This is a genomic window from Methyloversatilis universalis FAM5, assembly GCF_000214035.2.
In the GTDB taxonomy this organism is placed as follows: Bacteria; Pseudomonadota; Gammaproteobacteria; order Burkholderiales; family Rhodocyclaceae; genus Methyloversatilis; species Methyloversatilis universalis.
In genome coordinates this window covers 44,569-69,434 of record NZ_AFHG01000031.1, presented here as the reverse complement: position 1 = coordinate 69,434, position 24,866 = coordinate 44,569, and the positions used below count along the sequence as shown (strand labels likewise).

Sequence of the window (24,866 nt, the reverse complement as noted above, 5' to 3'; positions counted from 1 at the left end):
CGCCTCAGCGGTGCAGCCAGCGCGCGTGGGCAGTGCGCGCAAGGTAATCCAGCGCATAGCCCAGCGCACCGACCAACAGGATGGCGGCCATCAGTTCCGAATAGGCCAGCCGGTCGCGGGTATCCAGAATGAAATAGCCCAGCCCGGCCGACACGCCCAGCATTTCCGCCGGCACCAGCACGATCCAGATGATGCCGATGGCCAGCCGCACGCCGGTCAGGATGTGTTCGGTGATGCCGGGCAGCACCACGCGGAACACCGTTTCGCGGCGCGTCGCAGACAGGCTGCGCGCCAGCAGCAGCCAGTTCGGGTCCAGCTGCGCCACACCGGATGCGGTATTGAGCAGGATGGGCCACACCGCCGCGAAAGCGAGCAGGAAATACACCGGCGCATCGCCCACGCCCAGCACCATGACCGCGAGCGGCATCCAGGACAGCGGCGACACCATGCGCAGGAACTGGAACAGCGGCGTCGTGCCCTGGGCGAACCGCTTCGACAGCCCGGTCAGCACACCCAGCGGCACGCCGATGGCGATCGCCAGCGCCAGACCGACCAGCACCCGCTTCAGGCTGAGCCAGACATGCGGCCACAGATCGCCGCCGCCGACCAGCTGCCACAGCGCGTCGGCCGACGGCAGTGGCGCGAAATCGGCGGCCACCGGCATGCGCTGGGTCAGCCAGGCCGCACCCGCCGCCCACAGCAGCAGCGCGGCCGCCAGTCCGGCCAGGGGAAGGATGAGACGCAGCATGCTCACACCCGCACGATTTCCTTGCGCCGCAGATCCGCCGGCAGATCGAACACCTTGGGTCCGCCCACCAGATCGATGGCCTTGCGCACGAAGCGGTCATCGACCAGATCGGCCGCGACGAACTTCGGGTCCAGCGCATCGAGGAATTTCGTGTCGCCCTCGACCCGGGTCTGCTTCACCGCGCGCACCAGTTCTTCGGTGTAGGACGGGAAGGGATAGGGCTGGAAGTCGATGCGTCGCTGGTACCAGCCCTTGTTCTTCACCACGCCGGACGCCTCGTAGCTCGCATAGTCGGTGGCCGCCAGCACCTTGGACAGCACCGGCAGCGCATGCGGCGTGTACTTGCCCTCGCCGGTCGCCGACAGCAGCTTGGCGGTGTCGAGCTGGTTGCTGCGGGTCCACAGCTGGGCGCGCACGATGGCGTTGGTGACGCGCTGCGCCCACTCCGGCCGCTCGCTGGTATCGCGCTCGGACAGGAAGGTGACGCAGCAGGCATGGTTCTGCCACACGTCGCCGGAAAAGCGCAGCACCTTGCCCACCCCCTTGGTTTCGGCCAGCGCATTGAACGGGTCGGCCACGATGTAGCCGGCGATGGACTTGCCGGCCAGCGCCGACACCATTTCCGCCGGCGGCAGCACGATGAGGTTCACCTCGTTCGCGGCCAGCGCGCTGTCCTTCGCCTTCGTCACCGCGGTCAGGCCGTTGGCGCGCAGCACCTGCTGCAGCAGGATGTTGTGGATCGAGTACCAGAATGGCACCGCCACCGTGCGGCCGCCCAGATCGGCGACGGTCGAGACCGACGGATCGACGGTCAGCGCCGAGCCATTCACATGGTTCCAGGCGACGATCTTGGCCGGGAATTTCGAGCCGTAGCGCACCCAGAGCGCCGCCGGCGTCAGCAGGTGGATCACATTCACCTGACCGGCGACAAAGGCCTCGACAATCTGCGCCCAGCTGCGGAACAGCCGCGGCGCTTCGGTCTTCAGGCCTTCCGCCTCGAACAGCTTTCTCGCGTGGGCCACCAGCAGAGGCGTCGCGTCGGTGATCGGCAGATAGCCGATCTTCACCGGTTGATCGTCGCCCCTGAAGGCCTGGGCGCGCGCATCGCCGGCGCGCAGCAGCGGCGCGGCCACGCCGGCCAGCGTGAGCGCGCCCAGCTTCAGCATGTCGCGGCGCGTCAGCCCGCAGCCGCAGTCTGACGACGCGCAGATGTGCAGCTTTCCATCCTTGTTCATGTCTTGCCCTCTGTCTGATGGTGTTCGTATGAGTGCGCACGCAATGCGTGCAGCGCATTCAGGATGTCCAGCCGCAGCGCGGTCACCGCCACCGGCTGCGCTTCGCGCGGGCGTTCGATGTCCACCGCCCATTCGCGCACGATGCGGCCGGGCGCACCGCCCATCAACAGGATGCGGTCGGCCACCAGGATGGCTTCGTCGATGTCGTGCGTGACCAGCAGCGCCGCGGTGTGCCAGCGGTGCACCAGCTCGACCAGCAGGTCCTGCATTTCGGCGCGGGTGATCGCGTCCAGCGCGGAAAAAGGTTCATCGGCGAACAGCAGCTGCGGCTGGCGCGCCAGTGCGCGGGCCAGTGCCACCCGCTGCGCCATGCCGCCGGACAGCTGGGCCGGATAGCGGTGGGCGTGGCCGGCCAGACCGACCGCGGACAGCGCGTGCCCGACCCGCTCGGCGCGCTCGCTGCGGGACAGCGCCGGCTGGTGATCAAAATCGAGGCCGAATCCCACATTGCCGGCTGCATCGAGCCAGGGCAGCAGGCTGGCCTGCTGGAACACCAGCGCCGCACGCGGATGTGGCGCGGTCAGCACCTCGCCCAGAAACCGGATCTCACCTGCGGTTGGCGCTTCCAGCCGCGCCAGCACGCGCAGCAGCGAGGACTTGCCGCAGCCGCTGCCACCCAGCAGGCACACGATCTCACGGTGGCGGATGTCGATCGCCACGTCGGCGAATACCGATGCCGCGCCGGCATAGGCGTAGGCAAGACCGCGTGCGCTGAGCGCATGCCCCTCAACCGCCGGCTGTCCGGCGCCATACAGCCGCCCGCCTTCGAGCGGCGCGTTCACGCTGCCCTCGCGGTCTGCTGCGCGCGCTTCAGCAGTTCGCCCTCAAGCTGGGTCACGCTGGGCGTGATCACCGGCACAAAGGCGGATTCCTGCAGCCGCCGGGCGAAGCCGAACTGCGGGTCGACCAGATAGGCGCGGCCGCCGCTGGCCTGCAGTTCCAGCTGCACCGCACGCTGCACCGTGTCGGCCAGTGCGATGCGCAGCCGGAACAGCGCGACCGGATCGGCCACGAAACGACCGGCGGCGAGCCCGTCATGCAGCGCCACCACCTGGCGTGCAAGGCCATCGCCGACCGCGTCGAGGGCGTCCTGCAGCGTGGCGCGGGCACTGCTGCAGCGCGCCTGCGCCGCCGACAGCGCTGCCCGGGCCAGACCGATGGACATGCCGCACTGCAGCGCCAGGAAGGCCGGCCGCACCCGCGGCAGCCAGTCACGCGCATCGCCGGCGATCACGTCAGCGGCATCGATGCGCACGTCGTCGATGGACAGCGCCGCGGTATTGCTGCCGCGCATCGCGATCAGATCGAGATCGGCGCTGCGGCGCACGCCCGGACGGTCGTGATCGAGCGCGACGATGAAAGGCGGCTCGCCGTCGCGCGACGACACCGCCGCTGCGCATACGAAGCCCGACTTGCGCAGATTGGTCACCCACGGCAGCTTGCCGTCGAGTCGCCAGCCCTCGCCCTCACGGACCGCTTCGATCTGCAGTGACTCGATGCCGCACAGGAATTTCATCGCGTTCGACAGGCCGGTCGCCCCCGCCTGCGTGCCGTCCAGCAACGCAGGCAGCCGGCGCTCGCGCAGTGCCGCGTTCGGGCTGGCCAGCAGGTATTCGATGAAGGCGCGGTGACCCCAGAACACGAAAGCCGCGGCCAGCGAATGTTCGGCCACCGCGGCAATCGCGTCGACCGCATCACCGGTGCGGCCGCCGGCCCCGCCGAAGCTTTCCGGCACGCCGATGGCGAACAGCCCGGCCGACGCCAGCGCCGGCAGCAGCGCCTCGTCGTTCGCGCTGCCGTCGTTGAGCGCCGGCGCGTGGGCGCCCAGCCAGTCGCGCAGGCCTTCGGGCAGCACCGTGCTCATGCGCCGAGCGCGCCCGCGCTGAAGGGCTGCAGCTGAGGATTGATCGGGTTCTGCGCGAAGTTGTTGGCGAAATTGCACAGTGTCGCCAGGCTCACGCCAAGAATGACTTCGAGCACCTGTTCGCGCACGAAGCCGGCACCGGTGAATTCAGCCAGCGCCGCATCACTCACCGCGCCACGGGTGGCGATCACCTCGGCGGCGAAGGCGGCCAGCGCATCCAGACGGGCATCGCCGACCGGGCGACCGCGCTGCAGCGCGACCACTGCGCTCTTGTCGAATCCCGCCTTCTTCAGCGCGATGGCACTGTGGCCGGCGACGCAGAAATCGCAGCCGTGGATGCGCGCGGCGGTGATCTGGATCACCTCGCGTTCGGCCAGCGTCAGGCTGGCGCGGCCGTTGATCTCGCCGACGGTCAGATAGGTTTCCAGCGCCACCGGCGCATTGGCCAGCGAGGCGACCAGATTGGGCAGGAAGCCGTTGTTGGCGACCACGCGCTCGACCAGCGGACGGCTGGCGTCCGGCGCGGTGTCGGCGGTGAGCAGGTTCAGGCGGGGCATGCGGCGCTCCTCGATGACGATGCGCGCACTCTAGCCAGCCGCCCGCCGCCGCCCAACCAATTCAAAATGCAGAACAAATCATGAAATGCTTATCACGATCCGCCCTGCCGCCCCTCACTCGAGCACCGGCGCGCACACCGGTGTGACCGGCTCGCCGGCGATCACCTTTCGCGCGAACGGGATCGAATCCTTCAGCGACCCATTCACCGTCGCGCTGTGGCCCAGGCCGGCGTAAAGGTGGCCTTCCACGACCGTGCCGGCGGCGCATGCGTCACGCATCAGCGCCAGCTGGCTCACGGCGGACGGCGTCACGTCCTCGGCGCCGGTGCCGATGAACACCGGGTGGTTCAGCTTCAGCGTCGGATACACGCTGTAGCGGCGTGCCCGTTCTTCCGCACCCAGCTGGTAGCGCCGGTAGCGCTCGCCGACATCGCTGTCAGGCTTGCGGGTATTGGCCAGCGTCAGACCGGCACCGACCACGTCGCCCATCAGCTGCGACAGGCACACATTGCGCGCCTGATCGACCACCGGTGCGGCGAAGTCGGTGAATACGTCGGACGCCTGCAGCGCGGGCTCGTGCTGCTGGTCAACGATGAAACCGTAGAAACCGTAGGACAGCGCGTCATCCACCTTGTGCGGATTGCGCGGCGTCGCGTTGCCCGAAGTCGCCGGACTGTTGCTGCGGTAGATGACACCGGTGGCCACCGTGCCCTTCACCCCGAGATCCGGCGCATAGCCCGGCTGGTGGGCCGCCGCCGCGAACGCGCCGATGCCGCCCTGCGACTGGCCGACGATGAGCACCTTGTTCGCCAGCCCCGGCACGTCGCGCACCACGGCGCGCGCACTGTCCAGTATCGAATAGGCCAGCGACGGCACATTGATCAGCGGGTGCGGACCCGCCACGCCCAGGCCTTCATAGTCGCTGGCGACGATGGCATAGCCTTCGGACAGCCAGCGCTGCAGGTAGCGCACGTCGCGGTAGGAACGGCCGGCCCACGACGGCGCGCAGATGTCGGCCAGACCGACCGTACCGTGCCCCCAGGCCAGCACCGGCCAGCCGCCGGCCGGTGGCTGGCCGGCCGGGATGAACAGCGCACCGGACACGACGATGGGCGTCCGGCCGTCGAAACCGCTGGTCGAGGTGTAGAGGATGCGCAGCTGCCTGGCGGTACCGGCCAGGCCGACCGCCGGCGGCAGCGCTTCGCTGCGCAGCAGCTTGCCCGGCGTGGCCGGAATCACGTCCTTCCAGACGTAGAAGTCGGACACCCGGCCGTCGCCCTGCAGCGGGTCGGGTGCCGGCGCCCGGGTGCCGGGGGCAGCGGACAGGCCGGCCGACAGTACGAGCGCGATGGCGCCGGCAACCAGCTTGCGGGTCAGTGCGCGGGAAGATGAAGCGAAGTGGGGGTGCATGGATGCGTCCTCGATGGATGTAAGACACCGGCGGCCCAGCCGCCGGTGGGATAGCGGATTGCGGAACATTCAGTGCGCGTGGACGTGGCCGTGGTCTTCCCGGTCAGCCGCCTGCTCGACCGCAGCCAGCGCCGCGCGGCGCAGCAGCGGCGTCGCTGCCAGGTCGTTGCGCACCAGCTCGCCGTTCTTCACGACCACCACCACCTTTTCCAGCGCGCGCACGTCGCGCAGCGGGTCGTCCCTGACCGCGATGAAATCGGCGAAATGGCCGGGCGCCACCCTGCCGATGCGCCCAGACTGGCCGAGCAACTGCGCGGCATGGACGGTGGCGGTCTGCACCGCCTGCAAGGGCGTGAGCCCCAGCTCGAGCAGCGCGGAGAACTCGGTGGCATTGCTGCCGTCCTGCGTGAAGTCGGTGCCGAAGGCGAACACCACGCCCTGGGCATAGGCCTTCGCAAGGTTCCGCTTCTGCGCGTCACGGGCGGCCGCCAGCGCAAGCAGCGTGCTTTCCGAGGCGCCGGCCTTCTTCGCCTTCTCGACCGAACTGGCCATCACTTTCACCGTGGGCACGATATAGACCTTGCCCTTCTTCACCGCCGCAATGCCTTCGTCGTCGATCAGCGTGCCGTGCTCGATCGAATCCGCGCCCAGCCGCGCGGCCAGCCGTATGCCATCGACGCCGTGCGCGTGGATGGCCACCTTGCGGCCGAGGCCGTGCGCGGTATCGATCACCGCGCGCACTTCCTCCTCAGAGAACTGCACCTGGTTCGGGTTGGTGCCGGACACGAAGCCGCCGGTGATGCAGGCCTTGATGAAGTCGGCGCCGTACTTGATCAGCTTGCGCGTAGTCCTGCGCAGTTCGTCCGGACCGTCGGCCACGCCTTCGGCAGTGGGCGCGATTTCAGGCCGGAAGACGCGCGGCCCGGAACAATGGCCACCGGTCACCGCGACCAGCGCGCCGGCGTCGAGAATGCGCGGCCCGACGATGTCACCGTCGTTGATCGCATCGCGCAGCGCAATGACCGAATAGGCCGGCCCGCCCATGCTGCGCAAGGTGGTGAAGCCGGCGAACAGGCTGTTCTGCGCAGAGCGCGCGGCGTACAGCACATTGCGCGACTGGGAGCGCGCCGCCGCGTCAGGGCCGCCGGTCAGATGGACATGGGCGTCGATCAGCCCGGGCAGCAGGATGACGTCGCCGAAGTCGACCACCGGTACGCCGTCCGGCACGGCGACGCGGCTGCCCACGCTGACGATGCGGCCGCTTTCGACCAGGATGACCGGGTCGTCCACGTAGCGGCCACTGTCCACATCGAGCAGCCTGGCCGCCCGGTAGGCGGTACGGGCCGGCGCATCGGCGGCCTGCACCGGAGATGCGAACACGCCGGCGAGAACGAGTGCGACAAGAAGGCGTTTCATGAAAGTCCTCCGTCCGGCCACGCGAACATGGCCGGATTCAGGTGATCGGGGCCGCACCTGAAGCGCGGCCTGCCCGCATCAGAAGCTGTAGTTCAGGCTGGTGTAGTAGAAGGCGCCCAGACCGCCCTCAGGCGCGTTGAAGCTGTACTTGGTCACCCCGCCGACACTGGCCAGCGCGCCGCTGCTGTTGAGCAGCCGGCGTGTCTTGTCCGGGTAGCTGTCGAACAGGTTGATCGCGCCGACCGAAGCCTTCAGTCCCTTGAGCGGGCCGCTGAAGTGGTAGGCCACGTCCAGGTCGAACAGCCACTGCGGATCGAAGGTCTGGTCGTCGCGCGCGTCGGTGGCCCGGTTGGTCCACTTGCCGTAGCGGCGGGCGGCCGAGGTCACTTCCCATTGCGCGATGCGCCAGTTCGCACCCAGCGTGAACTTGGTGTTGGGCGTGATGTCCTCGACCAGACCGCGGGTGTTGCGGCCGACGATGCGGTCCGATGGAATGACCGTGCCGTTCGGCGTCACCACGTTGCGTGCCTTGGTGATTTCGGTGTCCGCCGCGGCGAAACCGGCACTCAGATCGAGCCGCCCGCGGCTGACCAGATCCAGCCGGTACTTGCCCGACAGTTCGAAACCGCGGGTGCGGGTGTCGAGCACGTTGGTGAAGAAGGCGGCGTTGTTGATGCCGAACGGCGCCAGGATGGGGCCGAGCGCCGGAATGGTGGTGGTGGACAGGTTTTCCGACAGCAGCACCCGGTTCCTGATGTCGATCTGGTAAGCGTCGAAGGTGGCCGAGGCATTCGCGGTCGGCCGCCACACGAAGCCCAGCGACACGTTTTCCGACTCTTCCGGCTTCAGCGCCTTGCCGCCCAGCAGTTCGGCAATCGGGCTGCCCGGCAGCAGCGTGCGCTGCTGCACGTCGGTGAACACGCCACCGATGTTGGCGGTCTGCACGCTGAACGCCGAATAGCCCAGCTGCACGATGGACGGTGCGCGATAGCCGGTGCTGTAGGTCGAGCGCACCGCGAATTCGGGCGTGAAGTCGTAGCGGGCCGAACCCTTGCCGGTGGTGGTACCGCCGAAGTCCGAATAGTGCTCGCTGCGCAGCGCCAGACCGAGATTGAGCTTTTCGGTCACGTTGGCTTCCAGGCCGACGAAGCCGCCCCACACATTGCGCGAAATCGTGCGCGCATCCTGGTCGGTGATGCCGGAGTAGATGCCGGGCACCGCGACACCGGGCGCACCCACCTGATAGAACGGACCGCGGGTGTAGGCGATCGGGTCGCCTGCGGTCAGGTCGTATTCCTCCCAGCGGTAGGCCAGACCGGCGGACAGCGTGAGCGGGCCGGCGAAGGCGGACACCGGCAGGTCACGCACGTAGTCCAGGCCCAGATTGGCCTGGGTATGGGTGCGCTCGCCGGTGTCGTAGGTCGAGGGCGAATTCGGGCCCCAGCTCGGATTCAGGCCGTTCTTGTCCACCGACTTCACGGTGTTCTGACCGATGTTGGCGTGCAGGTCGAAGCGGCCGAGCTCCTTGTCGCCGAAGCGGGCGCCGACGTTCAGCGCGGCATCGTCCAGTTCGTACACGGTGACCGGAATGCGCCCGAAGGGGTAGCGCGACTGGAAGGCCGCCGAGCGCACCAGCGCGCTGTTGGTGGTGTTGGATTCATAGAAGCCCTCGCCAATGCTTTCGCGATGCGACACGGTGGCAAAGGCGTACAGCGACAGTTCGGCATTCACCGGTACCTCTGCGTTCGCCAGCAGGTTGAACTGGTCGTTCACCCGCGGCGCGCCGAACTTCCAGTCCTTGTACGGATGATTGGCCGCCAGGCGCTCGTCCGGATTGGTGTTGTTGGCGAAGTCGCGCACGCCGGCATCGAAGCTCAGCGTCAGAAAGCCGTCGTTGGCCAGCGAAATGCCCTTCCAGCCACTCAGCGTGTGCTGTTCACCGCCGTTGCGGTTGGCGTACTCGCCATAGCGGTAACCGATGGCACCCCCGCTGTCGCGCCCCTTGAGCACGATGTTGATGACGCCGGCAATCGCGTCCGAACCGTACTGCGCGGCGGCGCCGTCGCGCAGGATTTCCACCCGCTCGATGGCCGCGACCGGAATCAGGCTCAGATCCACCGCCGCCGAGCCGCGGCCGCCGGCCAGCGCCTGCCGCGTGAAGTTGGCACCGACGTGACGGCGCTTGCCATTGATCAGCACCAGCACCTGATCGGAAGACAGTCCGCGCAGCGAGGCGCCCGCCGGAATGGACGAGGCGAAGGAGCCGTTGGGCGTGGACGGGAAGCTGGCCGACGGCGACAGGCTGATCAGCGCGCGCGACAGGTCGGCCGCGCCGGTGGCCTCAAGATCCTTGCCGGTCAGCACATCGACCGGGGCCGACGACTGCAGCTGGGTGGTGTTGCTGCGACGGGTGCCGGTCACCACCACGGCGTCCAGCGGGCCGGCGGACGCGGCGTCGGTGCCGCTGTCCTGGGCCATCGCCTGGCCGCCGAGCGAGGCGAGTACGCCGGCCACGAGGGCACTGACGCGTGCCAGCCTGAAGCGGGGAAGATCGATCATGTGAATACCTTTCTGTTCTGCGATCGGTTGGGGTGAAAAGAGGTCGGACATGGCTGTGTGCAGTGCGTCGGGCGAAGCGCCTCCCTGGCACGCAATGCGCAGCCATTCAGGACTTCGGATCGGGGTTGGGCGCCCTCCCCGCCGGGAGGGCGCAGGTTCAGATCGAGTAGCGGATCACCCGGTCCTCGCGCGGGGGTCGGTGCGCCGCATCGATCAGGCTGGGCGAGTGTTCCACCAGCTGTTTCGTGTAGCGGTTGAACGGATGGTCGAGCACGTCATCGACCGCGCCGTGCTCGACCACGCGGCCTTCGCGCAGCACCACCACGCGGTCGGCCAGCGCGCGGACGACACCAAGGTCGTGCGTGACGAACAGAATGGACAGACCGCCCGCCTGCAGCTCGCGCAGCAGCGCAAGGATGGTGGCCTGCACCGATACGTCGAGCGCCGAGGTGATTTCGTCGCAGATGAGCAGTTGCGGCTCGCACACCAGCGCTCGCGCGATCGCCACCCGCTGGCGCTCGCCGCCCGACAGTTCGCGCGGATAGGCGTCCAGCAGACCCGGCTGCAGCGACACCCGGGCCATTACCGCTTCCGCCCGCCGCCGCGCTTCGGCGCGATCCACGCCGAAGAAGTGACGGACCGCGGCAGTCAGCGTTTCGCCCACACGGTGACGCGGATTCAGCGCACGGTAGGGGTTCTGGAAGATGTACTGGATCTGGTGACGCACGTCGGCCGTGCGTTCGCGGGCGTGCAGCGACAGGCTCTGGCCGCGGTAGAGCACGCTCCCCGCCGCGTGCTCGCCGAGGCCGGCCAGTGCGCGTGCCAGCGTGGTCTTGCCGGAGCCGGATTCGCCCACCACCGCGACGCACTCGCCCGCACCCAGGCGCAGCGCCACGTTGTGCAGCACCTGCCGGCTGCCGTACCAGGCGTCGATCTGCGCGACTTCGAGCAGCGGCGGGCCGTCCGCCTCCGCGGCCGGGCGGCGTGCCGAAGCGGCCGCCTCGATGCGGAAGGCCGGGCCGGCCTCCAGCTTCAGGCATGCCGCCTGCTGGCCGCCGTGCAGGTGCGAAAGCGCCGGCTGCTCACTGCCGCAGCGCGCATCAGCCAGCGGGCAGCGCGGCGCGAAGGCGCAGCCGGCCGGCCGGGTGCCCGGTGCCGGGGCCTGCCCCGGTATCGGCTGCAGCGCGCGCCGCTCGGCCACGTCCGGAATCGCCGCCAGCAGGCCCTGGCTGTAGGGATGGGCCGGCGCGTCGAACAGCGTGGCCAGCGGCGCCGCCTCGGCGATGCGCCCGGCGTACAGCACGATCACGTCATCGACGAGTTCGCGCACCACCGCCAGATCGTGCGACACATAGACCGCTGCCACGCCGTGCTGGCTGCACAGCCGGCGTATGGTCGCCAGCACGCGCGCCTGGGTGCTCACGTCGAGCGCGGTGGTCGGCTCGTCCAGCACGATGAGGCGCGGCTTCAGCACGAAGGCCTGCGCCAGCAGCACGCGCTGCTGCTGACCGCCGGACAGCTGGTGCGGAAAGCGTTTCAGAAAGGCGGCTTCGGCCGGCAGGCCGACGTCCGCAAACACGTCGAGAATGCGTGCTTCACGCGCCGCGCGGTCCAGCGCCGGTGCGTGCACCTCCAGCACCTCGTGCATGTGGGTGCCGATGCGCAGCAGCGGGTTCAGCGTGGTGGCCGGGTCCTGCGCAACATGGGCGACCACGCGGCCACGCACCGTGCGCAGCGCGTCCTCGTCCAGCGACAGCAGGTCGGTACCGGCCACCTCGATGCGGCCTTCGACGATGCGCGCGCCGTGGCGTACATGGCCCAGCAGCGCCGAAGCCACCGTGGTCTTGCCGGAACCGGACTCGCCCACCAGGCCGATGATGCGGCCGGCCGCTACCTCGAAGCTGACGTCCGACACCACGTCGGCACCGCCCGCCAGCTGCACCCGCAGGCCCTGCACCTTCAGCAGCGGCGCCGCCGGCTCGGGCCGGGGCCGGGACTGCGCGGCGACTTCGCCGAACACCTCGTTCTGCGCGGCGTCATGCACCGCACCGGATTCCACCCGCCTGAAGGCGTGTCCGTCCACAGCGATGACGCTCACGACCTTCTCTCCTCGATGCGTGAAGTGACCCGGCCCACGCCTTCGGCCAGCAGATTGGTGCCGAGCGCGAACAGCGCGATCAGCAGCACCGGACCGAATACCGCGGCCGGCTGTATCAGCAGCCCTGCGCGGTTTTCGTTGATCATCAGCCCCCAGTCGGCGGCCGGCGGTGCAACGCCATAACCGAGAAAGGCGAGGCCGGACAGCATGCCGACCGCCCAGGTGAGCATGATTCCGAGATGCACCAGCAGCGGTGTCAGGATGCTGGGCAGGATTTCGCGGAACAGGATGCGGCTGCGCGGATAGCCCATCATTTCCGCCGCCTCAACGAATTCCTGGTTCACCACGCCGAGCGCGATGCCGCGCGACAGCCGCACCACGCCCGGAGCGAAGGCCACCGCCACGGTGAGCACGATGATCCAGTGGTCGCGCCCGAGCATCGACACGATGAGCAGCACCAGGATGAGGTCGGGAAAAGCCATGAACACATCGGTGAACCAGACGATGGCCTGGTCCACCCTGCGCCGCGCGAAGGCAGCCAGCAGGCCGAGCGCAGTGCCCGCCGCCAGCGCGATGGCAGCGGAAGCGAGCGACATCCACACCACCGACACGCCACCGGCCAGCACCCTCGACCACACGTCATGGCCGATGTAGTCGTAGCCCAGCGGCGCACCGGCGGTCGGCCGGCCGTAGGTGATGCCGACCAGATCAGTGGGCGCGTGCGGCGCGAACAGCGGGCCGAACAGCGCGAAGCCCACCACCGCCAGCGTGAGCACCAGACCGAAGCGCACCTGCCGCGCGGACAGCACCGCGCGCAGCGAAGAGACGTGTGCGCTCATACCGACACCCGCCAGCTCTTGCCGGTGCGCCACAGCGACGCCGCGTTGCGCAGGCCGGGCGAACGGGCGCGGATGCGGGTGGCGGTGCGCAGCCGCGGCGTCAGCAGCACGGTAATGAGGTCGGCGGCCAGATTGATCACCACCACGCCGACGGTGATCACCAGCACGATGCCCTGGATCAGCGGCAGGTCGCGCATTTCGATGGCCGCATTCAGCGTGTTGCCGATGCCGGGATAGCTGAAGATGACTTCGGCCAGCACCGCGCCGCCGAACAGCACGCGGAAAGTCATGGCCACGCCCTGGATCGCCGGAATGAGCGCGTTCGGCACCGCGTGGCGCCAGATGATGCGGCGCTCCGGCACGCCGCGCAGCCGGGCGGCGGTGACGTATTCCGAATCCATCGCCTCGATCATCGAGGCGCGCACCAAGCGCAGCAGATAGGTGGCCACCGACAGCGCCAGCGTCGCGGTCGGCAGCACCAGATACTGCGGCTGGCGCCAGGCCGGCAGCGACGGGTCGAGCAGCGAGGCGGCCGGCAGAATGCTGAATACCGAGGTCGAGAAGATCATGACCAGGCAGATGCCGATCACGAAACCGGGCACCGCCTTGAACAGCACCACCGACGACAGCACCGCGCGGTCGGCCAGGCTGTCGCGCCGCAGCGCCATGAAAATGCCCAGCACCAGCGCCAGCGGAAAGGCCACCGCGGCCACCGCCAGCGTGAGCGTCAGCGAATTGGCGAAGCGGCCGGCCATCAGTTCGCCGACCGGCACGTTGGAATCGATGGAGCGCCCGAGGTTGCCGGACAGCACCTGCTGCGCCCAGTCGACGTACTGTAGGGCCAGCGGCCGGTCCAGCCCGAGCTGGCGGCGCAGCGTATCCACCGTGTGCTCCGGCGCCTCCGGCCCGAGGATGATGCGGGCCGGGTCGGAGGGCAGCGCCTGGGTGGCGCCGAACACGATGAATGAAATGACCAGCACCACGCCGATGCCCGACAGCAGGCGACCGACGAACCAGGGCAGCCAGGCCGGCATCCGGCCGCGCAGCGCCTTCAGCGCGGCCAGCGGCCCGGTGCTGGCCGGCGACGGCGCGCCGGCATGCAAGGGAACGCTGCTCATGTGGTGAGGCTCCGGCGCCAGATGCGGTCGGTGCGCCAGCCGGCGAAGCCGGTGCGATCAGGCGTGACGCCGCCGATGTCCTTCGACACCGCGTCAAGCACGTTCGAATAGCCCCAGATCAGCATGCCGCCGCTTTCGTGCTGTATGCGCTGCGCCTCGCCGATCAGCGCGCGGCGCTTGTCCAGATCCGGCTGGCCCAGCGCCTGCGTGATCAGTTCTGCGAAGCGCGGATCCTTGAAGTGGGTCTTGTTGCCGACCGCGCGCGGGCCGTCGTGCTGCTGCACGGTGAGCAGGAAGGGACGGGACACGCTGCCGCCGGTGCTGAAGGTCCAGTCGTTGCGTTTCGGGCCGGTGAAGATGGAGCCGTCGACCTTGGTCACGGTCACGTTCACGCCGGCCTTCTTCGCCTGCTGCGCGAACACCAGCGCCGCGTTTGCACCGGCGCCGCCGGCGGTCACCAGCTCCACGTCCAGACCGTTGCCGTGACCGGCTTCCTTCAGCAGGCGCGTCGCTTCGGCCAGATCCTGCCTGCGCTGCGGAATGTCGTGGTTGAAGGCGGGGTCGCTCGGCGAATACAGGTCGTTCGCCACCCTGCCTTGCCCCTGCAGCACGCGCGCCACCAGTTCATCGCGGTCGGCGATCAGGCGGAAGGCCTTGCGCACGCGCGGATCGTCGAACGGCGCCTTCTCCAGATTCATGTCGAACGAATGCCAGACATCGGTTTCCGACGCCACCACCTCGAAGCGGGGGTCCGCCTGCAGGAAGGCCAGCTGTTCGAACGGCAGATTCGGCGCGATGTCGATCTGCCTTGCCTGCAGTGCCTGCAGGCGGCCGGTCTGGTCGCTGAAGTCGAGAATCTCGACCTGGTCGAAATACGGCTGGCCGGCCTTGAAGTAATTGTCGAAGCGGGTGAACACCGAGCGCTGGCCGGGCGTGAAGCTCTTGAGCTTGTAAGGGCCGGCGCCGACCACATTGCTCACCGGGTCGTAGTCGGTCGGCACGATGCCACCCCAGCTCATCCAGCATTCGGCCAGCGCCACGAGGCCGGCGCCCTTCTCGAACGGAATGCGCACCGTGCGCTCGTCCAGCTTCTTCACGTCATTGCGCAGCAGCGAATACAGATAGCCGGCATACGGCGACGCGAGCTGAGGATCGGTCAGGCGCAGCAGCGAGAAGATGACGTCATCGGCGGTGATGGTCTTGCCGTGGTGGAACTCGAGGCCCTTGTGCAGCCGTATGGTCCATTCGGTCGCATCGGCATTCACCTCGGTCTCTTCGGCCAGCGCGAGCTTGGGGCGGGCATCGAGGCCCCACTCCCACAGCTTGGCGTACAGCGCCCAGCCGCGGAAGGCGCCACTGCCCACCGGCTTGTGCGCATCCAGATTGCCGGCCTGACCACCTTCGATCACGCCGAAGCGCACGGTGCCGCCGCGCCGCGGCGTGTCGGTGAGCACCGCCGCGCCATCCGGCGCCTTGCCGCCGTCGGAGCAGCCGGGCAGCAGCCCGCCCAGCACCAGCCCACCGCCGGCCGCGAGACCGGCGCGCATGAATGACCTCCGCGCTTGAAAACTCATTGAAACCTTCCGTACTAATCCGTGTATCGATGCCGCTGCAGCCCGTGCGCAGACGGCGACTAGCCGTGATTAGCAGGAGCCGTGCCATGGCGGACGACAGAAATCCTTATGCAGATTTGCTTTCCCGCAGATCGGGAAAGGCGCGCGACGGCGGGAGCGGAAGTGACGCAAGCGATTGTTTTGACATGGGTCAACTTCGATTCGCGCCATGCACCTCTGCACGATCGCCACATCCGGGTCAGGCACACGGCATCGTGCAGTCGCCCCCTGCGGCAGGTGCAGCGGCGATTGCGACAACCGTTTGAGCGGATGTGCGCAGCTAAGGCCGGGCTGTGGTGATTGCGACACGCAGCCCTGTGGGCGCGACGCCTCGCCGCGATCCGGCTGTGAAGGGAGGGCGTTGCAGGACACAGGCTCCGTCGCGGCGGGGGCGCCGCTCCCACGATGCCCCTGCGACGCGTATGCCTCTGTTGCAGCAGCAGACCCGCCCTGCGATCAGGCGCTTGCCGGCTTGCTCGCGCCGGCCAGAGAGCTCAGCGCAGCCCCGTGGGAGCGGCGCCTCGCCGCGATCGGCGGTGAAGAAAGCGCGTTGCCGGGCACTGGCCTCATCGCGGCGGGGGGCGCCGCTCCCACGACACCCACGCGACGTCTGTGCGTCTGTCGCGGGAGCGCCGCCTTCAGGCTCCGGCGCGCAGCCAGAGCTTGTCGAAACGCCAGGTGGGAAAGTGGGAATGTTCGGCTTCGGCGCCACCGACCCGCGTGGACAGCGCGTCCAGCGTATTGGCGAAGCCCCAGATGAGCAGGCCGCCGCGTTCGTGCTGGATGCGTTGCGCCTCGAGCACCAGCGGCCGGCGGGCCTCGACATCCGGCTGCTGTACGGCCTGGTCGAACAGTGCGTTGAAGCGCGCGTCTCTGAACTGGGTCTTGTTCGCCACCGCCTGGCCCGAATCCACCGAAAAGGCAGTCGCCAGCCAGGAGCGTCCGAGCGACGAGCCGGTGCTGATCTGCCACAGCTTGCGTTGCGGGCTGGTGAAGGTGGCGGCATCCACCTTGCGCAGATTCACGGTAACGCCGGCGCGGCGGGCCTGTTCGGCGAATACCAGCGCCGCGTTGTTGCCGACCGCATCCGTCACCAGGTCCACCGACAGCGCCTCGTGGCCGGCGGCACGCAGCAGCGCGCGGGCGCGTTCGACATCGTGCGGGCGCTGCGGGATGTCGCGGTTGTAGTTCGGATCCTGCGGGGCATACAGGTCGTTGGCCACCCGGCCCTGCCCGTTCAGCGCGCGTTTCACCAGCTCTTCGCGGTCGGCGATCAGGCGGAAGGCCTCGCGCACGCGGACGTCGTCGAACGGTGGCTTCGACAGATTCATGTCGAAGGACTGCCAGCCGTGGGTTTCGGACACCAGCAGCGACAGCCGCGGATCGCGCGTGATCAGCGGCGACTGTTCAGGCGCGATCGCGTTCGCCATGTCGATCTGGCCGTTCTGCAGCGCCGCCAGTCGCGCGGTCTGATCCTTGAAATCGATGATTTCCAGTTCGTCGGCGTAGGGCCGCCCCGCCTTGAAGTAGTTGTCGAAGCGCACGAACAGCGAGCGGCGCCCGGGCAGGAATTCCTTCAGCCGGTAAGGCCCCGCGCCGACCGGATTGGTGACCGGGTGATAGTCGGTCGGCACGATGCCGCCGAAATTGACCCAGGTGTCCGGCAGCAGCACGAAGCCACGCCCCTCCTTCGTATGCAGACGAACCGTGCGCGCGTCGAGCTTGTGGATCCGGCTGCGGTCGATGGCGCCGACCAGCGCGGTGTAGGGCGAATTGAGCGCCGGGTCGCTGAGCCGCAGGATGGAAAACAGCAGGTCATCCGCGGAAATGGTCTTGCCGTGATGGAACTCCAGACCGGGCCTGAGCCGCAGCGTCCAGGTGGTCGCGTCCGCGCTCACCTCGGTCTCTTCGGCCAGCGCCAGCACCGGCGTCATGTCGGCACTCCACTCCCACAGCTTCGAGTACAGCGCGAAGCCTCGGATGATGCTGCCCATGCCCGCCGGCTTGTGCGCATCGAGATTGCCGGCCTGGTCGCCGTCGATGATGCCCAGGCGCAGCCGACCGCCGCGGCGTGGCCTGTCGTCGCCTTCGACCGCCGGGGCAGCCGGATCGCCGCCCGGCGCGCAGCCGGCCAGCAGCGTGGCCGCACCCAGCGCCGCGGCCTGCCGCAGGAAGTCGCGCCGTCCGCCGCTGGCACTCACGCGGCGTCTCCACGCAGCCACAGCTTGTCGAACCGCCAGGTCGGGAAGTGCGAATGTTCGGCTTCGGCCCCGCCGACCCGACGCGAAATGCCATCCAGCGTGTTGGCGAAGCCCCAGATCAGCAGGCCGCCCCGTTCGTGCTGGATCTGCTGCGCCTCGTGGATGAGCGGGCGGCGAAGCGAGAGGTCAGGCTGTGCCAGCGCCTGGGCGAACAGTTCACCGAAGCGGCCGTCGTAGAACTGCGTCTTGTTCGACACCGCGCTCGGCGCATCGATGTGCAGCGCGGTCGACAGGAAGGACTGGCCCAGCGTGCCGCCGGTACTGATCGGCCACTGCAGCCGCTGCGGGCTGCCGAAAGTGGCGGCATCCACCTTCTTCACGTTCAGCGTGACGCCGACGCGGCGGGCCTGTTCGGCGAACACCAGCGCGGCATTGGTACCGGCCGCGCTGGCGATCAGGTCCACCGTCAGATTCTCCTGCCCCGCCGCCTTCAGCAGCGCACGTGCCTGCTCGAGGTCCTGCCGGCGCTGCGGAATGTCGTGGTTGAACGCCGGGTCCTGCGGTGAATACAGGTCGTTGGCGATGCGGCCCTGCCCGTTCAGTGCGCGCTTCACCAGATCCTCGCGGTCGGCCAGCAGCCGGAAGGCCTGGCGCACCCGGATGTCGTCAAAGGGCGGTTTCGACAGATTCATGTCGAAGGACTGCCAGCCATAGGTTTCCGACACCAGCACCGAGGCGCGCGGGTCGCGTTCGAGCAGCGGCACGTGCTCGGGCGAGATCGCGTTGGCGAGATCGATCTGGCCGTTCTGCAGCGCGGCCAGGCGCGAGGTCTGGTCCTTGAAATCGATGATTTCGATTTCGTCGGCGTAGGGCTGGCCCGGCTTGAAGTAGTTGTCGAAACGCACGAACAGCGAGCGCCGCCCGGGCAGGAATTCCTTCAGCCGGTACGGGCCGGCACCCACCGGATTGGTGACCGGGTGGTAGTCGGTCGGCACGATGCCGCCGAAATTGACCCAGGTGTCCGGCAGCGGCACGAAGCCGCGCCCTTCCTTGAAATGCACCCGCACCGTGCGGTCGTCCAGCTTCACCACCCGGCTGCGGTCGACGGCCGACACCAGCCCGGCATAGGGCGACGCCAGTTCCGGGTCGGTCAGCCGCAGGATGGAAAACACCACGTCATCGGCCGAAATGGTCTTGCCGTGGTGAAACTCCAGTCCGGGCCTGAGCCGCAGCGTCCAGTGCGTGGCGTCCGGGCTGACTTCGGCCTCTTCGGCCAGCGCCAGCGTCGGCGTCATGTCCGGCGTCCATTCCCACAGCTTGGAATACAGCGCAAAACCGCGGATGACGCTGCCGGTGCCTGCCGGCTTGTGCACATCGAGATTGCCGGCCTGGTCGCCGTCGATGATGCCCAGGCGCAGCCGGCCGCCGCGACGCGGCGTGGCATCACCGGGCGCTGACGCGACATCCGGTCGCGAAGCCGGTCTGTCGTCGCGGCCGCAGCCCGCCAGCAGCGACGCACCCAACGCTGCGGTGCCGGTGAGCAGGAAACGTCGGCGGTCCATGCGATCGGACATGACGGCCTCCGGCTCAGGCAGCGCTGCGCAGCGACGCGGTCACGTCGCGACGGCGGGACGGATTGAGCACCGGCACCTCGAAGCCGTGATCGAGATCGAGCAGCGGGAACAGCAGGTCGGCCACCCGGTGCGCCTCCTCGATCAGCGGCCAGCCGGACAGGATGAAAGCGCCCACACCCTGCGCCTGGAACTCGCGGATGCGCGCAGCGACGTTTTCCGCGCTGCCCACCAGCGTGGTGCCGGACAGCGGACCAAGCACGTTGAAGCCGTGCAGCGCCGGACCAGTCCAGATGTTCGGATAGATTTCGTAGTCGCGCGCCGGCGGCAGGCGGCCGGCCTTGATGGCCTCCAGATTCTTCTGCACCTGCGGGTTGTCGCTCCGGTAGCTCTCCAGTGTTTCGCCCGGCGGCAGCTGGCGTTCGATCGACTGGATCGCGTACTCGACCGAGGTGTTATCGACCAGGTACTGCGCGTAATCCCAGGCCTCCTGCTCGGTTTCGCGCACGATGATCTGCAGCCGGGTGCCGAATTCCAGCGTGCGGCCCAGCTTGGCCGCCTCGGCGCCGACGCGGCGGAACTTGTCTCCCAGGCGCTGCGGCGTGTCGGCGAAGCTCAGGTAGAGGTCGAGCAGCTTGACCGAATGCGCCACGCCGGCCGGCGAAGTGCCGGCGCCCCAGATCGGGAAGTGGCCCTGACTGGCCTGCGCCGGACCGCCGCGCGTGCTGCCGGCCGCGACATTGGGGCGCGGCGCGATCTTGATGTACTTGCCGTCGTAACCGGCGCTGCTGCCGGCGTATTGCTGGCGGAAGGCGTCCCAGTATTCCCAGCTGTAGTCGTAGCGTTCGTCGTGCGGGTAATGCACGCCCTGCGCCGGCAGCATGCGGTCGTTGCCATTGACCGCGTTGTAGATCAGGCGGCCGCCGGAAAAGCGCTGGATGGTCTGCGCGATCTGCGCCAACTTGAAGGGCTGGATCAGGCCCGGGTAAATGGCGGCCACGAACTTCATCCGCTTGGTCGCGGTAAGTACCGACGACGCCAGCACATTCACCTCGTCGCCGCCGGTGGCCAGCAGTGCGCCGTAGTAGCCCAGCTTGTCGATGGCCTGCGCCAGCTGGACCAGATGATCGTGACCGGTGGCCCAGCGGCCATGCGGCTCCCACGGCACGGTGCCGTCGGGTGCGGTCAGATACCAGAGAATCTTGATGCCCATGTCGATGTCCTCGTCGAAAGCGGCTTACAGCGAATAGGAGAACTGCGCCAGCACGCTGAACGGGCGCGTCGGCTGCAGGAATTCGGTGGTGGAACCGGCCAGGCCGTTGGAGAAGTTCAGCTGGTCGGTCACGTTCAGGAAGCGCAGCGCGGCATTCCACTTCGGCGCGCGGTAGTACAGCGACACATCGACGTTGTACTGGTCCGGCACGGTGACGGTCTTGCTCAGATTGGTCGCCCACTTGCTGGTCCACCACGCCACCACCTCGACGCCGAAGCCGTTGTCGAAGCGGTAGTCGACGAAGCCGGTCAGCGAATAGGCCGGAATGCCGGCGGCGTCGTAGCGGCCGGCGGTGCGGCCGTTCAGCCGGTTGCTGTCGCCCCACACGGTGGCGTTGTCGGCATAGAAGCCGAAGGGCGAGAAGCCGGCCGGGATGATGGAGGTGTACCAGGCATCGATCCAGGTCAGGTTCAGGCCGGAACTGATGTGGCGGTCAGGCTGGAAGCGGATGGCCGACTCCACGCCGCGCACCTTGAGCTGGTGCATGTTGCCGTTGGTGTCCGGCGAGGTGTCGCGGGTCTGGTAGAAGCCGGCCAGCGACGCGAACAGCTTGTTCGGAATGAGGTCGGCCTTCACCCCCAGCTCCTTCAGTTCGCTCTTGCTCTCGAAGGCCAGCGGATTGAGCTTGTTGCGGTAGTCGCCGGCAACGGACAGGCCGCCCCAGGTCAGCACGTTGGCGAAGCCGCCGGTATTCAGCGCGGTCGAGCGGTCCAGCGTGAAATACACCGAACTGTCGACCGTGGGCTTGTAATACACGCTGGCCTGATAGCTGGGCAGGTAGAAGCCCTCGGAATCCGAACGGTCCGGACCCAGCGGGTTGCGGATGCGTGCGTCGATGAAGCTCGCGTTGCCGCCGATGTTCAGGCCGAAGCGTTCGTTGAACAGCAGGTTGTGCTGGGTGAAGAAGCTGGCGGTGGTCCAGCGGCCCTCGGAGGTGTAGCTCGCGCCCGGCGTACCGCCGATTTCGGCGTACAGCCCGTTGCCGGCCGGGAACATGGCCGGAATGTTGAGCAGGCCGAAGTAAGGCGAATTCACCACCAGCGTGGCCGGGTTGCCGGCGGACCGCGCCGCGGTGGTGCCGATCCACGAGCCGGACGCGCCGCTCTGCAGCGGCAGGCCGTACAGGCCGCCCGGCGTCTTCAGGCTGGGGTCCAGCGTCAGGTCATACGGATTGATGTTGAAACTGTTGTTGGCGGCCAGCGTCTGGTAGCTCTCGCGCCGGTAGGTGACACCGGTGTTGCTGTCGTTGGTGAGCTTGATGCCGCCCAGATCGAAGGCATGCTTGCCGCGCAGCTCCAGCCGGTTCTCGAAAATCTTGTCGTCGAACTGAGACAGGAAAGACCCGACCGAATCGCCGGTGTCCGCCGAGCGCTCGTAGAAAGTGCTGTTGCGCAGAGACCATTTCGGCGACAGATCCCACGCCACCCGCAGCTGCGACGTGAGCCGGGTGGCGGTGTTCTTGTCCTCCTCGCGGCCGGACTGGGCCGGCGAAATGGCAGCCAGCCGGTTGCCGGGCGCATTCGGGTCATACACCCAGCCCACCACCGTGCCGGCCCCGCCCGGCCGCGCGACCAGCGCCGGGTTGGCGATGTACTGGCCCTGGGCGTTGCGGGTGCGGGTCTGCCAGCCGGCGACGCCTGCGGTGTTGTAGACCGGCGAATAGACGGTGCCACCGATGCGGATCAGCGGCGTGGCGCGGCCGGCCGCGTACTGCTTGCCGCCGCTGTCCACCAGCTGCTGGGTCACACGGTTCCAGCCGTGAGTGACGTTGAAGTCGTAGTAATCGTCGTAGCTCGCGTTCCAGTCGATGCGCAGGTCGTTGCGCGGCTTGAAGGCCAGCGCGCCGTAGAAGGCGTTGAAGTTGTTCTTGACGTTGTCGAAGTAGTCGTCGGCACGCTGGCCGGTGATGCTCACGCGATAGGCGGTCGTGTCGTTGATCGGCGCCGTGGTATCGAAGGTGAGACGGGCCTGCTTCCACGATTCGCCGCGCGGCGCCCACGCGCCGAACAGGCCGCTGACCGTGGTGAGCGGCTTTTCGAAGCTGGGCAGTTTGCTCAGGTAATTGATGTAGCCGCCGCTGGAGCTGCTCGGCCCGAACACCACCGATGACGAACCGGCCACGATGTCCGCGCCTTCATAGGCGTTGAAATTGGTCGGGTGGCGCACGTTGTAGCCGCGCTGGCCGTCCTGGAACACCTCGGTGTTCTGGCCTCGGATCTGCGGCGCGATCGACACGTTCTGGCCGCCGCCGCGGGTGATGCCCGGCGCGTACTTCACCAGATCGTCGGCGGTGCGGATCGGGTCGCTGCCCAGCTGTTCGGCGTTGATCTGCGACACCGAGCGCGGGGTGTCGACCACCGCGCCTTCGGTGCCGTAGATCGCGCCCTGCGGGCGGGTGGGCAGCACCGCGGTCTTGCGGTCACCGGCCGCACCCTTGACGGTGACCGTGGGCAGATCGCTGTCCTGCACCGCTTCGGACGACGGTGCGGCGGGCACCGCATCGGCCGCGTGCACCACGGCAGCCGACGACGCGAATGCGAACGAGGCGATCAGCGCCGGCAAGGGCTTGATGCGCACGGGAATCTGTCTGGAATTCTTCATGATCGGACGTCTTTCCTTCAATGTCCGCACAGCGCGGACCGTTGGACACACCGCTCTGGCGGCGGCGTATTCGCTTTTCCTGCCGGAACAGGACCCGACCCTGTTCAGCAGAAGGCGTGCCACCCCGGAAACCCGCTCCGGACAAGGAATTTGATGTCTGCAGCCATCAAACCCTGCGGCGTATTCGGCAGCGGACCGGCCCGCTGCGCACACCCGGTCGCAGCGCGCTGTCGTGAAATCGGCACCCTTGTCCGGCGATCACCGACGGCGCCAGAAAGAAAAACGGCGCCCGATGCATGCACCGGACGCCGTCATCGCGGAGTGACCTGCAATCAGGCGGCCGCAGCTTTCGGCGGCGGGGCCAGACGCGGCTTCGCCTGTACCCCGAGCGAAGGCACATCGAAGCCATGATCGAGATCGAGCAGCGGGAACAGCAGGTCGGCGACCCGGTGCGCCTCGTCGATCAGCGGCCAGCCGGACAGGATGAAGGCGTTGGTGCCCTGCGCCTCGTATTCGCGCAGGCGGGCGGCGACGTTTTCGGCACTGCCGACCAGCGTGGTGCCGGATGCCGGACCGAGAATGTCGAAACCGAACCAGGCCGGCCCCACCCACACGTTCGGATAGATTTCCAGGTCCTTCGCACTGGGCAGGCGGCCTGACAGCAGGGTGTCGACGTTCTTCTGGATGATGGGGTTGTCGCTTCTGTAGTTCTCGAGCGTCACGCCCGGCGGCAGCTGGCGCTCGGCGGAACGGCGTGCGTGCTCGACCGAGGACTTGCTCAGGAACCACTCGGCCTGCGCCCAGGCCTCCTCCTCGGTTTCCCGCACGATCACCTGCAGGCGGGTGCCATATTCCAGCGTGCGGCCGATCTTTGCCGCCTCGGCGCCGACGCGGCGGAACTTGTCGCCCAGCAGCGGCGGCGTGTTGGCAAAGCTCAGATAGACATCCAGCAGTTCGACCGAGTGAGCGACACCGGCAGGCGACGTGCCTGCGCCCCACAGCGGTATGCCCGGCAGCTGGGTCGGCGGGTTCCAGGTACCCATCGGGCTCGGGCCACTGCTGCGCGGTGCCAGCTTCACGAACTTGCCGTCGTAACCGCTGGTGTCGCCGGCATAGACACGCCGGAAGGCGTCCCAGTATTCGCGGCTGAAGTCGTAGCGCTCGTCGTGCGGGTAATGCACGCCCAGCGCAGCCAGCCCGGCATCGTTGCCGTTGATCACGTTGAACAGCAGGCGCCCGTTGGAGAACGCGTCGAAGGTCTGCGCGTACTTGGCCAGCACCGCCGGCGACAGTTCGCCCGGATGCTGGGCGACGAGGAAGCGCATGCGCTCGGTCGCCGAAATGAGGGCGGAAGCGACCACCAGGCTTTCATTGGCGCTGGTGCCCAGCAACGCGCCGTAATAGCCGAGGCGGTCGATGGTGACCGCGAGCTGTTCGAGATGGCGGAAATCGGTTTTCCAGCGGCCTTTCGGATCCCAGGGGTAAGGGCCATCGGGTGCGGTGAGATACCAGAGCAGCTTGATCGACATGAGTGGACGGTCCTTTTCTGTGCCGTGTGCTTGATGAATCGGGAACGCCTACTTCAGCAGCATTCATGCCATCCGCCTTGTGCCGACGCCGGCTGCGCACGGCATCGGCGCAAATGACCGGCCGGCGCCGGACCGTCGACCTCGGTCGCGCACGACGGCACCCGTCGCGCTGCG

18 protein-coding genes are annotated in these 24,866 nt (G+C 68.1%); 1 reads left to right on the top strand and 17 read right to left on the bottom strand.

Going from position 1 to position 24,866, the window contains the following annotated elements; translation table 11 throughout:
* Positions 1-4: 4 nt before the first annotated feature.
* From METUNV1_RS04855 to METUNV1_RS04780, 16 genes are all read right to left on the bottom strand, one after another.
* Positions 5-748, bottom strand: a complete 744-nt coding sequence (locus tag METUNV1_RS04855) for an ABC transporter permease (protein WP_008059437.1) — start codon at positions 746-748, stop codon at positions 5-7.
* A 2-nt stretch (positions 749-750) separates the two neighbouring features.
* Entirely contained in the window at positions 751-1,983 is a 1,233-nt protein-coding gene (locus tag METUNV1_RS04850; protein ID WP_008059436.1) for an ABC transporter substrate-binding protein, read from the bottom strand.
* Complete coding sequence (locus METUNV1_RS04845; protein ID WP_008059435.1) at positions 1,980-2,825, bottom strand: ABC transporter ATP-binding protein; 846 nt, start codon at positions 2,823-2,825, stop codon at positions 1,980-1,982. Before METUNV1_RS04845 ends, METUNV1_RS04850 begins: the two co-directional genes overlap by 4 nt.
* Entirely contained in the window at positions 2,822-3,907 is a 1,086-nt protein-coding gene (locus METUNV1_RS04840; protein WP_008059432.1) for an acyl-CoA dehydrogenase family protein, read from the bottom strand. The genes METUNV1_RS04845 and METUNV1_RS04840 overlap by 4 nt, the downstream gene beginning before the upstream one ends.
* Positions 3,904-4,464 carry a carboxymuconolactone decarboxylase family protein gene (locus METUNV1_RS04835; protein WP_008059430.1) on the bottom strand — a complete coding sequence of 187 codons (561 nt, stop codon included), beginning with the start codon at positions 4,462-4,464 and terminating at the stop codon, positions 3,904-3,906. Before METUNV1_RS04835 ends, METUNV1_RS04840 begins: the two co-directional genes overlap by 4 nt.
* 114 nt (positions 4,465-4,578) lie before the next feature.
* The gene (locus METUNV1_RS04830) at positions 4,579-5,874 is read right to left on the bottom strand and encodes a lipase family protein (RefSeq protein WP_008059429.1); all 1,296 of its coding nucleotides are present in this window, start codon (positions 5,872-5,874) and stop codon (positions 4,579-4,581) included.
* 69 nt (positions 5,875-5,943) lie between these two features.
* On the bottom strand, positions 5,944-7,290 hold the full coding sequence (locus METUNV1_RS04825) for a metal-dependent hydrolase family protein (RefSeq protein WP_008059415.1): 1,347 nt from the start codon (positions 7,288-7,290) through the stop codon (positions 5,944-5,946).
* A 78-nt stretch (positions 7,291-7,368) separates the two neighbouring features.
* Positions 7,369-9,849: a TonB-dependent receptor plug domain-containing protein gene (locus tag METUNV1_RS04820; protein ID WP_008059414.1), complete on the bottom strand. Its 2,481-nt coding sequence runs from the start codon at positions 9,847-9,849 to the stop codon at positions 7,369-7,371.
* A 157-nt stretch (positions 9,850-10,006) separates the two neighbouring features.
* Positions 10,007-11,947, bottom strand: coding sequence for a dipeptide ABC transporter ATP-binding protein (locus tag METUNV1_RS04815; protein ID WP_008059413.1), 1,941 nt, complete (start codon positions 11,945-11,947; stop codon positions 10,007-10,009).
* Positions 11,944-12,786: an ABC transporter permease gene (locus METUNV1_RS04810; protein WP_008059412.1), complete on the bottom strand. Its 843-nt coding sequence runs from the start codon at positions 12,784-12,786 to the stop codon at positions 11,944-11,946. Before METUNV1_RS04810 ends, METUNV1_RS04815 begins: the two co-directional genes overlap by 4 nt.
* Positions 12,783-13,904: an ABC transporter permease gene (locus METUNV1_RS04805; RefSeq protein WP_008059411.1), complete on the bottom strand. Its 1,122-nt coding sequence runs from the start codon at positions 13,902-13,904 to the stop codon at positions 12,783-12,785. The genes METUNV1_RS04810 and METUNV1_RS04805 overlap by 4 nt, the downstream gene beginning before the upstream one ends.
* Positions 13,901-15,451 carry an ABC transporter substrate-binding protein gene (locus tag METUNV1_RS04800; RefSeq protein ID WP_008059405.1) on the bottom strand — a complete coding sequence of 517 codons (1,551 nt, stop codon included), beginning with the start codon at positions 15,449-15,451 and terminating at the stop codon, positions 13,901-13,903. The genes METUNV1_RS04805 and METUNV1_RS04800 overlap by 4 nt, the downstream gene beginning before the upstream one ends.
* A gap of 704 nt (positions 15,452-16,155) precedes the next feature.
* Positions 16,156-17,718: an ABC transporter substrate-binding protein gene (locus tag METUNV1_RS04795; protein WP_008059403.1), complete on the bottom strand. Its 1,563-nt coding sequence runs from the start codon at positions 17,716-17,718 to the stop codon at positions 16,156-16,158.
* On the bottom strand, positions 17,715-19,292 hold the full coding sequence (locus METUNV1_RS04790) for an ABC transporter substrate-binding protein (protein WP_008059394.1): 1,578 nt from the start codon (positions 19,290-19,292) through the stop codon (positions 17,715-17,717). Before METUNV1_RS04790 ends, METUNV1_RS04795 begins: the two co-directional genes overlap by 4 nt.
* 13 nt (positions 19,293-19,305) lie before the next feature.
* Positions 19,306-20,502 (bottom strand): LLM class flavin-dependent oxidoreductase, encoded by a 1,197-nt coding sequence (locus tag METUNV1_RS04785; RefSeq protein ID WP_008059393.1) that lies wholly within the window; start codon positions 20,500-20,502, stop codon positions 19,306-19,308.
* Positions 20,503-20,526: 24 nt separating this feature from the next.
* Complete coding sequence (locus METUNV1_RS04780) at positions 20,527-23,163, bottom strand: TonB-dependent receptor (protein WP_008059392.1); 2,637 nt, start codon at positions 23,161-23,163, stop codon at positions 20,527-20,529.
* Between METUNV1_RS04780 and METUNV1_RS04775 the strand changes: the two genes are divergently transcribed.
* Complete coding sequence (locus METUNV1_RS04775) at positions 23,162-23,317, top strand: hypothetical protein (RefSeq protein WP_157257860.1); 156 nt, start codon at positions 23,162-23,164, stop codon at positions 23,315-23,317. The genes METUNV1_RS04780 and METUNV1_RS04775 overlap by 2 nt on opposite strands.
* A 178-nt stretch (positions 23,318-23,495) precedes the next feature.
* On the opposite strand, the gene METUNV1_RS04770 is transcribed toward METUNV1_RS04775, so the two are convergent.
* On the bottom strand, positions 23,496-24,692 hold the full coding sequence (locus METUNV1_RS04770; protein ID WP_008059391.1) for an LLM class flavin-dependent oxidoreductase: 1,197 nt from the start codon (positions 24,690-24,692) through the stop codon (positions 23,496-23,498).
* Positions 24,693-24,866: the final 174 nt, after the last annotated feature.